Raw genomic sequence first — 12417 nt, 5'->3', positions numbered from 1 at the left:
CGGGCGTTCGCGGTGCGCGTCTCCACCGTGCACCTCGCGAGAGGTCCCTTTCGGCATGTAGTGCGATCATCCCCAGGGGCGCTCCCGAAACCACTTGGTGATGACGTACTTCACCCCGACACGGACCTTCATGCCCTGATGGATCGTCGCCGGGTTGAGGGTGCCGTCCGGGCGCCGGTTGTTCCAGCAGACGAGCTTGCCGGTTTCGGGCTGGATGATCTTGTCCGCCACCTTGAAGCGGGTGGCGCCGCCCGCTTCAGGCGTGTTCAGATAGACCATGAGCGTCCAGGTGCGGTTGCCCGCGACGCTGCAATAGCGATCGTAGTCGGCGCCGGTCGGTTCGAAATAGTCGGTGTGGCCCTTGAACTCCTGACCGACGGCATAGCGCTGGCCCTGAAGCGGCTCGCCGTGCGCTCCGTCGAGGCCGGTGAACGCGGCGATGCGGCGTTCGGCCTGCTGCACGACCGGGTCGGCGGCGGCGAGGTCGCCGGTTTCGCTGGTGCGATAGCCGGCGTCGCCGTTGGCGTCGGCGATGGTGGAGGGGCGGCGAACGGCGTCGATGCGGTCGACAAGCTGCGTGCAGAGGTCGGGAGGGAGGAAGCCGCGCGCGACGAACAGCGTCAGCTTCGGGGACGGGAGCTTCTGGACGCCTGCGTTGGTGAGGATACGGGCGACGATCGCGTCGCCGGGATGGCCCGAGCCGAGAGTGGGGAGGTCGGTCATGGTCTCCTCATACGAAATCTCCGGGTGGGCGGTGCTAACGTTTTTGCAGCAGGAACGCCCGATCCGCAGGAACGACGAGGGAGGCGCCTGAGGATTACGGCACGGCCATCAGATGCGCCGCTTGACGCATGACGGCAACAAGGGCTTGCTAAGCCCCTGGGCCTATGGGCAAGGGTAAGGCATGCGATTGGTCATGGACGGGCGCGCGCGACGCCTTTTGCGGCGCCTGCCGGCCGTCAACATCTATTCGGGAATGGAACTGCTGCTGCTCGCCGGGCTGGCGTTGCAGTCGGCGCGGCTGGTGTGGGCCGTGGTGACGCCGGTCAATCCGCTCGGCGACTGGCGGCCGGCGGCGCCGGTGGTGGCGGGGCTGCCCGCCGATGCGCTCGCGTCGTTCGACCCGTTCTTCCGATTGCAGGGCGACAGCGCACCCGCGACGGTGACCTCGCTGCAACTGACGCTGTTCGGAACGCGGATCGACGAGGCGCAGGGCGGCGGCTCGGCGATCGTCGCGGGGCCGGACGGCGTGCAGCGGTCGGTCGCGGTCGGCGAGGAGGTGGCGCCGGGCACGCGGCTCAAGGCGGTGTTCTTCGACCATATCACGTTCGATCGCGGCGGCACGGAGGAGGACCTGTTCCTCGACCAGTCGCGCGGCGGCCAGGCGACGCCGATCACGGCCCCCGCCGGCGCGTCGCCGCCGAGCCCCGGCGCGGCCTCGGGCGTGCCGGTGTCGCAGATCAGGCAGGAGATCGGCTTTATCCCGCGAATCGACGGCGGCCGGCTGACCGGGCTGGTGGTGCGGTCGCAGGGCACGGGTTCGGTGTTCCGCCAGGCGGGGCTGCGCGACGGCGACGTCGTCACCGCGATCGCGGCGCGGCCGGTGCAGGGGCCGGACGACCTCGACCGGGTGGCGGTCGACTTCAAGGGCGGCGGCAATATCCCGATCACCGTCGAGCGCGGGACTCAGACGCTCCAGCTGGCTCTAGCCGTGGCGCCCGCGCGATGAGGCGCTTCCTCGCCCCGGTCGCGATCCTGGCGGCGACGCCCGCGGTCCTCGTGCTGCCGGCCGCACCGGCGGGCGCCCAGACCACGCTCAACGTCCGCGACGCCGACATCCGCGCCTTCATCGCCGATGCCGCGCGGGTCACCGGGCGCACCTTCATCATCGACAGCCGCGTCCAGGGCAAGGTGACGGTGGTCACCGACCGGCCGCTGTCGCGATCGGAATATTTCGAGGTGTTCCTGTCGACGTTGCGCGCGAACAACCTGGTCGCGGTGCCGACCGCGAACGGCGCGCTTCGTATCCAGCCGCTCGACAACGCCGCCGCGCAGCCGAGCCGGATCGGGGTGGCGGGTGCCAACCGCAACAGCTTCGTGACGGAGATCGTCCGGCTGCGGACGGTCGACGCGCAGTCGGCGCTCGATACGGTACGGCCGCTGGTCAGCCAGCAGGGTTCCGTCAGCGCCAATCGGGCCGGCAACAGCCTGGTGGTGGTCGACTTCGCCGACAACATCCGCCGCGTGCGCGAGGTGCTGCGCCGGCTGGATGTCGACGCGGCGTCGACGCGCGTCATCGCGCTCAAGAACGCCAGCGCGCGCGAGATCGCGACCGCGTTGCAGGGGCTGAGCGGGTCGGGGCAGGCGGGCGGCGGCGGCGTCTCGCCGGGCGCGGGCGTGTCGATCGTCGCGGTGGAGGGGTCGAACTCGGTCGCGTTGCGCGGCGATGCGGCGGCGGTGTCGCGGCTGGCGGCGGTGGCGCAGCAGCTGGACGTCGATGCGCGCAACGGGACGCAGATCAAGGTCGTGTTCCTGGAGAATGCGGACGCCGAGCAGTTGCTGCCGGTGCTCCAGCAGCTGGTCGGGCAGACACCCGATCAGATCACGACGCAGCCGCTGACCCGGACCAGTTTCGGCAGCACCAATTCGGGCACGGGCACGCAGAACAGCACGGGGGCGATCGCGCAGCCCGCGCCCGCGCCGGTGCAGACGACGTCAGGCGGCGGCAGCGGCTCCGGGCAGGCGGCGATCACGACGCAGGGCGGGCGCAGCGCCTCGGTCGTGACGCGGTTCGCCGGGGCCAACGCGATCGTCATCGCCGCGCCTGCCGAGATCCAGCGTCAGCTCGCCGACGTCATCCGCCAGCTCGACACCCGGCGCGCGCAGGTGCTGGTCGAGGCGATCGTCGCGGAGGTGTCCGACTCCACGGTCAACCGGCTGGGCGCGCAGTTCCTGCTCGGCAACACCAGCGGCGGCGCGTTCGCGGCGTCGACGTTCAGCAACTCCGCGCCCAACATCCTTCAGATCGCCGGCGCGATCGGCGCGCGGCAGCTGGGCCGGACTACCACGACCACCGTCGCGAACGGCGTCACGACCACCATCACCAACAACTCGACCGGATCGGATCAGCTCACCCAATCGGCGATCCAGTCGATATTGGGCTCGTCGGGCGGCTTCGGCGGCTTTGGCGCGCAGATCGGCAGCACGATCTTCGGCGCCATCATCAACGCGGTGAAGAGCGACAACACCTCCAACCTGCTCCAGGTCCCGCATCTGGTGACGCTCGACAATCAGGAGGCGCACAGTCTGGTCGGGCAGGAGGTGCCGGTGACGACAGGGCAGGCGCTGTCGTCGAACTTCGACAACGCCTTTCGCACCACGCAGCGCGAGAATGTCGGCATCGGGCTGGACGTGCGGCCGCAGGTCAATTCGTCGGGCACGATCAAGCTGACGCTGCACCTTCAGGTCAGCTCGATCGCAGGGCCGGTGAGCAACGACAATTCGGACCTGATCCTCAACAAGCGCGAGGTCGAGACGACACTGACGCTGGACGACGGCGCGATCGGGGTGATCGGCGGGCTGTTGTCGGACGAGGAACGGCGCACGCTGGAGCGCATTCCGGTGCTGGGCGACATTCCGGTGCTGGGCAACCTGTTCCGCAGCCGCGCGCGGACGCGGTCGAAGACCAACCTGATGATCTTCATCCGGCCGACCATCCTGCGCAGCGCGGCGGACGGCCGCGCCCTGGCGGAGCGGCGTTACGGCTATCTGCGCGCGCAGGAGGGGGCGCAGCGGCCGGGCGAGGAGCCGACGATCGACCAGCTGGTGCGCGATTATCTCGGTGCCGCACCGCCGATCCCCGGCGCGCCGATGGCCGGCAGCATCGACGATCCGCGCGTCGCGGTGCCGGTGCAGCAGGCGGTGCCCGAAGTGCCCAGGCGGCGGCGGTGAGGTCCTTCCCGTCATGCCCGCGACAGCGGGGACCCATCTCCCAAACGTCGACTCAGCATTGCCGCGTTGCAGGGACGCGGCGCACGGGAGGGGTCCCCGCTTTCGCGGGGATGACGGCATAGCAGCGTGGCGACGGTCATCGACCAGCCGCAAGTGACGCTGCCCGCCGTCACGCTCCCCTACCTGTTCGCGCGCCGGTTCGGGGTGTGCGTCGCGCGGACCGATGCGGAGGGTCACCTGACCGTCGCGTTGCGCGAGGGAGCGGACCCCAAGGCGCTGATCGAGGTGCGGCGCGTGCTCGCGCGGCCGTTCGATATCGAGGTGGTCTCGCCGCCGGCGTTCGACCGGCTGCTGTCCGACGGCTATGCCATGGACGGGCAGGCGACCGCGATGGCGGCGGTGGGAATGGGCGACGAACTCGACTCGCTGGCCGAAGGGTTGCCGACCGCGGAGGACCTGCTCGACACCGCCGACGACGCGCCTGCGATCCGGCTCATCAACGGCATCATCGCCGACGCCGCGCGAAACGGCGTGTCGGATATCCACATCGAGCCCTACGACACCGGCCTCGTGATCCGGATGCGGATCGACGGCGTGCTGCGCGAGACGCTTCGGATGCCGCCGCACGTCGCCTCCGTGGTCGTCAGCCGCGTCAAGGTGATGGCGCGACTCGACATCGCCGAGCGGCGCGTGCCGCAGGACGGGCGCATGGGGCTGACGCTGGGCGGCAAGCTGCTCGACGTGCGCGTGTCGACGCTGCCGAGCCGCGCGGGCGAGCGGGTGGTGCTGCGTATCCTCGACAAGGACAATGCCGGCATCGACCTGGACGCGATCGGCATGGCGCCGGGGATGAACCGGCTGCTGCGCGATGTGCTCGCGGAGCCCAACGGCATCGTGCTCGTCACCGGCCCGACCGGATCGGGCAAGACGACGACGCTCTACGCGGCGTTGCGGCTGCTCAACGACGGCGCGCGCAACATCCTGACGGTCGAGGACCCGGTGGAGTACGCGATGGACGGGATCGGCCAGACGCAGGTCAATCCCAAGGTCGGCCTCACCTTTGCCGCCGGCCTGCGCGCGATCCTGCGCCAGGACCCGGATACCGTGATGGTCGGCGAAATCCGCGACCGCGAGACCGCCGAGATCGCGGTGCAGGCGTCGTTGACCGGGCATCTGGTGCTGTCGACGGTCCACACCAACGACGCGGCGGGCGCGATCACGCGGATGCGCGACATGCGCGTCGAGCCGTTCCTGCTGGCGAGCACGCTGCGCGCGGTTATCGCGCAGCGGCTGGTGCGGCGGCTGTGCCCAGCGTGCAAGCGGCCGGTGCGCGCGGGCGACACGCCGGCGCCGCTGCTGGGAATCGATCGGCAAGCGCAGGTCTACGAGCCGGTCGGCTGTCCGCAGTGCAACGGCTCGGGCTACAAGGGACGGCTGGGCGTGTTCGAGGCGATCCGCGTCGACGAGACGATCCGCCGCCTCATCAACGAGGGTGGCGACGAGGCGGCGATCGCGGCGCACGGCTTCGCGCGGTCGCCGATGCTGTCGGAGGCCGCACGCGACCTGGTGCTCGCGGGCGAGACGACGGCGGAGGAGGCGGTGCGGGTTGCGCGCCGGGACGCGACCGACCCCGAGCTCGCGGAGGAGGACGCGGATTTCCGTGCCGAGCCGGCCGCCCTAACGGCATCGCGCCCGGCCGACGCGCATCGCGGCCGGCCGCGCCTGTGGGGGCAGAAGAAGAAAAAGGAGGGCAAGGCCGCCAAGAAGAAGCGGGTGGATGCCTGATTTCGACTATCTCGCGATCGACACGCGCGGGGCCGAGAAGCGCGGGCATGTCGCCGCCGACAGCCTGGACGCGGCGCGCGCGCGGCTCGACCGGCAGCGGCTGTATGTCGTCAAGCTGGAGCCGGGCAGCGCGCCGCCGCCGGCCGCGAGCCGGGCGCTGTTCGGCCTGCAGCTGGGGCGCCCGCGGATGCGGACCAAGCAGTTGACGCTGTTCACGCGGCAGCTGGCGACGCTCAACCGCGTGTCGCCGCTGGAGGAGTCGCTCCGCACAATCACCCGCCAGACCGAGCAGGAGGGGGTGCGCCACATCGTCGCGACCGTCCACACCGGCGTCGTCGAGGGCCGGCGGCTGGCGGACGCGATGGCGCGCGAGCCGAAGAGTTTCCCGGCGCTGTATCGCGCGATGGTGTCGGCGGGCGAGAGTTCGGGGTCGCTGCCGACGATCCTCGACCGGCTGGCCGAGCTGCTGGAACGGCAGGCGGAGATCCGCGGCAAGCTCATCACCGCGCTCGCCTATCCGACGATCCTCGCGGCCGTGGCGATGGGGGTGGTCACCGCGCTGATGATCTTCGTCGTGCCGCAGGTGGTGGAGCAATTCGATACGGTCGGGCAGGCGCTGCCGTTCCTGACGCGCATGGTGATCGCGATATCGGCGTTCCTGGTCGGCTATTGGTGGCTGCTGCTGCTCGTCTTCGTCGTCGCCGGGGTCGGCGTCTGGCAGGCATTGCGGAATCCGGGGTTACGGCTGCGTTTCGACACGCGGCTGCTGCGCGTGCCGCTGCTCGGGCGGCTGCTGCGCGACCTGCACGCGGCGCGGATGAGCCGGACGCTGTCGACGATGGTCGCCAGCCGGCTACCGCTGCTGGAGGGGCTGACGCTGACCGCGTCGACGATCCACAACCGGCGCCTGAAGGCGGCGTCGGACGAGATCGCCGATTCGATCCGTTCCGGCGGCAGCCTGTCGGCGGCGATGCGGCGGACCGGGGTGTTCCCACCGCTGCTGACCTATCTGGCGGCATCGGGCGAGGCGGCGGGGCGGCTGGACGAGATGCTGGAGCGCGCGGCCGATTACCTGGAACGCGAATTCGACCGCTTCACCGCGACCGCACTGTCGCTGCTGGAGCCGGCGATCATCGTGGTGATGGGCGGCGTCGTCGCGACGATCGTGCTATCGATCCTGCTGCCGATCCTGCAGCTCAACACGCTGGCGGGGCAATGAGAGGTCGTATGAGTCATCTGCCTACCCGTGCTCCTGCGAAGGCAGGAGCCCAGAACCACGAACCGGAGGGCCCGTTGCCCTGGGTTCCTGCTTCCGCAGGAGCCCCCTCGCGCCGCAAGCGCCGCGAAGAAGGCTTCACGCTCGTCGAGCTGATGGTGGTGATCGTCATCATCGGCCTGCTCGCGACGATCGTCGTCATCAACGTCCTGCCGTCGGGCGACAAGGCGAAGATCGTGCGGGCGAAGGCGGACCTGTCGACGATCGAGGGCGCGCTCGACACCTATCGCTTGCAGCTCGATCGCTATCCGACGACCGCGCAGGGGCTGACGGCGCTCCGCACCGCGCCGCAGGGCGTCGATGCGTCGCGTTACCAGCCGGGCGGGTACATCAAGAAGCTGGAGAACGATCCCTGGGGCAAGCCTTACCTCTACGCCTCGCCCGGCCAGCATGGCGAGGCCGACGTCTGGACCTATGGCCGCGACGGCAAGGAAGGCGGCGAGGGGGTCGATGCCGATATCGGCTCCTGGATGTAGCGTTTGTGTTCCTGCGAAGGCAGGAACCCAGGATCGCGGGCGGTACGCTGCTTGGCCCTGGGCCCCCGCCTGCGCGGGGGCGCCCTACCGCGCGCCCAACGCGCGGCAGGGCGGCTTCACGCTTGTCGAGCTGATGGTGACGATCACCGTCATCGCGCTGATGGCGTCGGTGACGCTGTGGGCGATGCCCACCCCCGGCGGGCGGGTGCGCGACGAGGCGTTGCGTTTCGCGACGCGGGTCAAGGCGGCGCGTGACGGGGCGGTGATCGCGGGATCGCCGATGAGTCTGTGGGTGACGGCGGGCGGCTATGGCTTCGACCGGCGGGTCGGCGGTCGCTGGGTGCCGGCGGCGGACCGCGGCGCGCGGGTCGAGCGCTGGGCGGAGGGTACGCGCGCGGACGCCGGCGACACGAGCGGCCGCGCGCGCATCGTCTTCGATCCGACGGGCCTGCCCGATCGCGCCGCCGACATCCGCCTCGCACGGGGCGGGCAGGCGATGCTGGTCCGCGTCGGCGCCGACGGCAGCGTGCGCGCCGATGCCCAATAATCGGCCGGGCATGCCCGCTCGCACCGGCAATGCGCGCGAGGGCGGCTTCACGCTGATCGAGATCCTGGTCGCGCTGGCGGTGTTCAGCCTCGCGGCGCTGGCGCTGATCCGGCTCGAGTCGGCGAGCGTGCGCGGGATCGTGACCGTCGACCGGACGATGGTGGCGACGATGGTCGCGCGCACCATCGCGCTGGAGGCGGTGACCGACGCGCAGGTGCCGACGCTCGGCCGGGGCGCGGGCACGGAGGTCAATGGCGGCCAGACCTGGCGCTGGACGCGGCTGGTGGTGCCGACCGGCGACCCGCGCATCGTCCGGGTCGAGGTCGCGGTTGCGGCGCCCAATGGCCAGGTGGTTGGCCAGGCGACGATGGTGCGGCCGCCGACGGCGGAGGGGCAGTGACCCGCCGCGACGGTTCTCTCGTGGAGGCGGGTGCCCGGCGGCGGCGAGCATCGCGTTCGCGTCGCTCGGCTCCCGCCTGCGCGGGGGCACCCTCCCGCGCGACGACCCCGCAAGAGGGTGGCTTCACCCTCGTCGAGGTGATGGTCGCGCTGCTGATCTTCGCGATCCTCGCCAGTGCCGGGGTCGCGCTGCTGTCGTTCAGCGTCCGGGCGCAGGCGGCGGCGAACCGCAAGCTGGACGATCTCGGCGCGTTGCAGCGGACGTTCGGCATCCTGTCGGTCGATCTGGCGCAGGCGAGCGACCGGCCGGTACGGGATGCGGGCGGGGCGTCGCTGCCTGCGTTCGTGGGCGAGGCGGGCAGCGGCGCGCAGCCGATGCTCCGGCTGGCGCGCGGCGGCTGGACCAATCTGGACGCGCAGCCGCGCGCGGGGGTGCAGCGCGTCGCCTATCAGCTGTCGGGCGGGGTGTTGCAGCGGATCGCGTGGCCGCGCCTCGACGGCGCCGCACCGCTGCCGGCCGCGCCGTTGCTCGATCGGGTGGCGGCGATGACGCTGCGCTATCGCTATCGCGGCGCGTGGAGCGACCGGTGGGACGGTGCTACCGGCGTGCCGCTGCCGCAGGCGGTCGAGCTGCGGCTGACGCGCGTCGATGGGATCGCGTATCGCCAGATGTTCCTGGTCGGCACCGGCTATGCGCCACCGCCGCCCGGCCCCACGCCGACGCCGACACCGACGCCGGGGGCTCCGTGACCGATCGTGTCCCGAAGCGCGAGCGAGGTGCGGCGCTGCTCACCGTGCTGTTGCTCGTCGCGTTGATCGCGGTGATCGCGGGACAGGCGCTGGAGCGGCTGCGGCTGGCGACGCGGCTGGCGGCGAACGCGGGCGGGATCGAGCAGGCGCGCAGCTATGCCGAGGCAGCCGAGGTGCTGGCGACGCAGCGGATCTCGACGCTGCTGCGCGCCGATCCCGGCCATGTCAGCCTGGTCGGCGGCTGGAGCGGCGTGCCGTTCGCGCTGCCGCTGCCCGGCGGCGCGGCGGTGGCGCGGGTGCGCGACGGCGGCAACTGCTTCAACCTGAACGGGCTGGTCACCCGGACGAGTGATCGCGCCTATGTCGCCAACCCGACCGCGGTCGACCAGTTCGCCCGACTGATGCGGCTGTTGACGGTGCCGACCCAGACCGCGGCGCAGGTGGCGGCGAGTGCGTCCGACTGGATCGACACCGACGCGGACCGACAGGCGAACGGCGCGGAGGACGAGCGCTATCTGCGCCAGGACCCCGGCTATCGCACGGGCGGCACGCTGATGGCGGACCCGAGCGAGTTGCGCGCGGTCGCGGGCGTGACGCCCGACCTCTACGCGCAGCTGCGGCCGTGGCTGTGTACGCTCCCGATGGCCACGCCCGCGCCGATCAACGTCAACACGCTCGCGCCCGAGCAGGCGCCGTTGCTGGCGATGCTCGCGCCCGACGGCGTCGGCGTCGACGCAGTGCAGGGCGCGCTGTTGCGGCGGCCGGCGCTCGGCTGGCGCGACGTCGGTGCGTTCCAGACCGCGAGCGGCCTGACGCTCGGGGGAGGGCAGGCCGGCGTGACCACGACTTGGTTCGCGCTGACCGTCGACGTGACGCTGGGCACGACCGAATTGCACGAGACCGCGACGATCGACGCGCGAAGGCTTCCCGCGCGGCTCGTGGCGCGGCAATGGGGGGAGGAGTGACCGCCACCCTCGTCTTCCTGCCCTCCCGAGAGGCCGACTGGCGCTGGTGGCGTCTCGACGCGGCGCGTCGGGTCGTGGAGGGCGTCGGCGTGCCGCCGCCGGTCGACGACGATGCGCTGATCGCGGTCGCGCCGGCCGAGGCGGTGACGCTGCACTGGGCGGCGCTGCCGTCGCGCACGCCGGCGCAGGCGGCGGCGGCGGCGCGCATCCTGGTGGCGGAGGCGAGCGCGGTGCCCGCGACCGAGCTGCACGTCGCGGTTGGGGACGAGGCGGGTGACGAGCGTCCGATCGCGGTGGTGGATGCCGTCGCGATGCAGGGCTGGCTGAGCGAGCTGGCGGCGGCGGGGCTGGACCGTGCCGCGCTGGTGCCCGCGCCGCTGCTGCTGCCGCGTCCGGAAGAGGGCTGGGTCCGCGCCGAGCTGGGTGGCGCGGGCGTGGTGCGCGGGTCGACCAGCGGTTTCGCCGACGAGGCGCGGCTGACCGAGCTGGTGACCGGCGGCGCGGTGCCGCGCACGATCGGCCGCGACGAGCTGGATCAGGCGTTCGCGGCGGCGGTGGCGACGCCGGTGCTGGACCTGCGGCAAGGGCCGTTCGCGCGGCGGCGGCGGCAGGGGCTGGACTGGGCGCTGATCCGGCGATCGGCGGTGCTGGCGTTGGCGATCGTCGGCGTGACGCTGGCGATCGGGCTGGTCCGGATCGTCAAATACAGCGTCGCCGCCGACTCGCTGGAGGCGCAGGCCGACGCGCTCGCCGCCACGGGCCTGCCGCGCGGCGAGACCGTCACCGACGCCGATCGTCAGCTGGTCGAGCGATTGGGCGCGGTGCGCGGGCCGGGGCTGGGCTTCACCGGCATGGCCGCCGCCGTCTTCGCCGCCGTGCGCGCGACGCCCGGCACCGAGGTCACCGGCCTCGATTTTCAGCCCAACGGCAACCTCAAGCTATCGGTCGCCGCGGCACGCGAATCGCTGCCGACCGACCTCAAGCGTGCGATCGAGCGGGCGGGCTTCGTCGTCGATGCCAGCACCTTCACCTCGGCGAACGGCCGCGTCACCGGCGACATGACGGTGCGCGTTCCATGACGGCGTGGTTCAACGGGCGCTCGCTGCGCGAGAAGCGGCTGATCGTGGGGATGCTCGCGCTGCTGGCGCTGACGCTGATCTGGGTCGCCGTGATCCGGCCGCTCGGTGACGGGCTGTCGTCGGAGCGGCAGCGCCATGCCGATGCGGTGATCCGGCTGGGGCGGACGCAGGCGGCGGTGAGCGCGATCCGCGACATTCAGCGCCAGCGGCCCGCGCCGCTGACCGGCACCTTCGCCGACACGGTGCGCGCGCGCGCGGCGGACGCGGGCTTCGCGGTCGCCAGCCTGGAGGAGGACGGCGCCGACCGCGTCCGCGTCGGTATCGCAGGCGCGCGGCCGGCGGCGCTGGTGCCGTGGCTGGCGCGGCTGGAGAATGCGGGCATCCTGGTCGACGCCGTCGCGCTGACCGACAAGGGCGACCGCACGGTCGGCGTGCAATTGACGCTGAAGCGGCGCGCGCAGTGAGGGTGCGGCTGGCGACCGGGCGCGTGGCGCTGTTCGGGGCGATGCTGGCGGTGTGCCTGCTGGCGCTGGTGCCGTTGCGCCTCGTGCTCGGCGTCGCGGGTGTGGGCGAGCTGGGGCTGACGGCGCGGCAGGTGACGGGCAGCCTGTGGGGCGGGCGGCTGGTCGAGGCGCGGTTCGGCGACGTCGCGCTGGGGGATGCCAAGGCGCGGCTCGCCTTTTGGCCGCTGCTGATCGGTCGCGCGCGGGTCGAGCTGGACGGCGACGGTGTCCGGCCGCTGCACGGGGCGCTGACGGTGGGGCGGCACGGCTTCGCCGTCGACGACATGACCGCAAGCCTTTTGACCGGGCAGCTGTTCGCGCCCTTGCCGGTCACCGCGCTAGACCTCGACGACACCAGCGTCCATTTCCGCGACGGACAGTGCGAGACGGCCGACGGCCGCGTCCGCGTGACGCTGGCCGGCGAGGCGGCGGGCGTGCCGCTGCCGCCGGTGCTGAGCGGGCCGGCGCGATGCGAGGCGGGGGCGCTGCTGCTGCCGCTCGCCAGCGCGGCGGGGACGGAGACCGCGACGCTGCGCGTGTTCGGCGACGGTCGCTATCGCGTCGAGTTCGCGCTCAGGGCGATGGATCCGACGGTGGCGGTGCGGCTGGAGCGGGCGGGGTTCGTCGGCGGGGCGCAGGGCTATCGCCTGGCGGTGGAGGGGCGGTTCTAGGCACGGGCGTGACGC

General features: G+C 72.1%; 13 protein-coding genes. 12 read left to right on the top strand and 1 reads right to left on the bottom strand.

All coding sequences use genetic code 11. The annotated features are described in order from the left end of the window. Positions 1-66 precede the first annotated feature (66 nt). Positions 67-723: a prolyl hydroxylase family protein gene (locus ACOFKS_RS08660; RefSeq protein WP_419808838.1), complete on the bottom strand. Its 657-nt coding sequence runs from the start codon at positions 721-723 to the stop codon at positions 67-69. Positions 724-904: 181 nt separating this feature from the next. On the opposite strand from ACOFKS_RS08660, the gene ACOFKS_RS08655 reads away from it, so the two are divergent. The 12 genes from ACOFKS_RS08655 (at position 905) to gspN (ending at position 12402) form a co-directional block, all read left to right on the top strand. Next, positions 905-1729 (top strand): type II secretion system protein N, encoded by an 825-nt coding sequence (locus ACOFKS_RS08655; protein ID WP_419808837.1) that lies wholly within the window; start codon positions 905-907, stop codon positions 1727-1729. Further along, positions 1726-3951, top strand: a complete 2226-nt coding sequence (gene gspD, locus ACOFKS_RS08650) for a type II secretion system secretin GspD (RefSeq protein ID WP_419808836.1) — start codon at positions 1726-1728, stop codon at positions 3949-3951. The genes ACOFKS_RS08655 and gspD overlap by 4 nt, the downstream gene beginning before the upstream one ends. A 126-nt stretch (positions 3952-4077) precedes the next feature. After that, a complete protein-coding gene (locus ACOFKS_RS08645; protein WP_419808835.1) occupies positions 4078-5736 on the top strand; it encodes a GspE/PulE family protein in 1659 nt (552 codons plus the stop codon). After that, on the top strand, positions 5729-6955 hold the full coding sequence (gspF, locus tag ACOFKS_RS08640) for a type II secretion system inner membrane protein GspF (RefSeq protein WP_419808834.1): 1227 nt from the start codon (positions 5729-5731) through the stop codon (positions 6953-6955). The genes ACOFKS_RS08645 and gspF overlap by 8 nt, the downstream gene beginning before the upstream one ends. Before the next feature lie 152 nt (positions 6956-7107). Next, the gene (gene gspG, locus ACOFKS_RS08635; RefSeq protein ID WP_419809278.1) at positions 7108-7488 is read left to right on the top strand and encodes a type II secretion system major pseudopilin GspG; all 381 of its coding nucleotides are present in this window, start codon (positions 7108-7110) and stop codon (positions 7486-7488) included. Continuing rightward, positions 7403-8035, top strand: coding sequence for a GspH/FimT family pseudopilin (locus ACOFKS_RS08630; RefSeq protein ID WP_419808833.1), 633 nt, complete (start codon positions 7403-7405; stop codon positions 8033-8035). Before gspG ends, ACOFKS_RS08630 begins: the two co-directional genes overlap by 86 nt. A gap of 10 nt (positions 8036-8045) precedes the next feature. Beyond that, entirely contained in the window at positions 8046-8435 is a 390-nt protein-coding gene (gene gspI / locus ACOFKS_RS08625) for a type II secretion system minor pseudopilin GspI (RefSeq protein WP_419808832.1), read from the top strand. Continuing rightward, positions 8432-9184: a type II secretion system minor pseudopilin GspJ gene (gene gspJ, locus ACOFKS_RS08620; protein ID WP_419808831.1), complete on the top strand. Its 753-nt coding sequence runs from the start codon at positions 8432-8434 to the stop codon at positions 9182-9184. The genes gspI and gspJ overlap by 4 nt, the downstream gene beginning before the upstream one ends. After that, entirely contained in the window at positions 9181-10149 is a 969-nt protein-coding gene (gspK, locus tag ACOFKS_RS08615; protein WP_419808830.1) for a type II secretion system minor pseudopilin GspK, read from the top strand. Before gspJ ends, gspK begins: the two co-directional genes overlap by 4 nt. After that, positions 10146-11228, top strand: coding sequence for a type II secretion system protein GspL (gene gspL / locus ACOFKS_RS08610; RefSeq protein WP_419808829.1), 1083 nt, complete (start codon positions 10146-10148; stop codon positions 11226-11228). The genes gspK and gspL overlap by 4 nt, the downstream gene beginning before the upstream one ends. After that, positions 11225-11692, top strand: coding sequence for a type II secretion system protein GspM (gspM, locus tag ACOFKS_RS08605; RefSeq protein WP_419808828.1), 468 nt, complete (start codon positions 11225-11227; stop codon positions 11690-11692). Before gspL ends, gspM begins: the two co-directional genes overlap by 4 nt. Next, positions 11689-12402, top strand: a complete 714-nt coding sequence (gene gspN / locus ACOFKS_RS08600; protein WP_419808827.1) for a type II secretion system protein N — start codon at positions 11689-11691, stop codon at positions 12400-12402. The genes gspM and gspN overlap by 4 nt, the downstream gene beginning before the upstream one ends. Positions 12403-12417: the final 15 nt, after the last annotated feature.

Source organism: Sphingomonas sp., from assembly GCF_965200135.1.
Classification (GTDB): Bacteria; Pseudomonadota; Alphaproteobacteria; order Sphingomonadales; family Sphingomonadaceae; genus Sphingomonas.
This window is presented reverse-complemented; position numbering and strand designations above follow the sequence as displayed.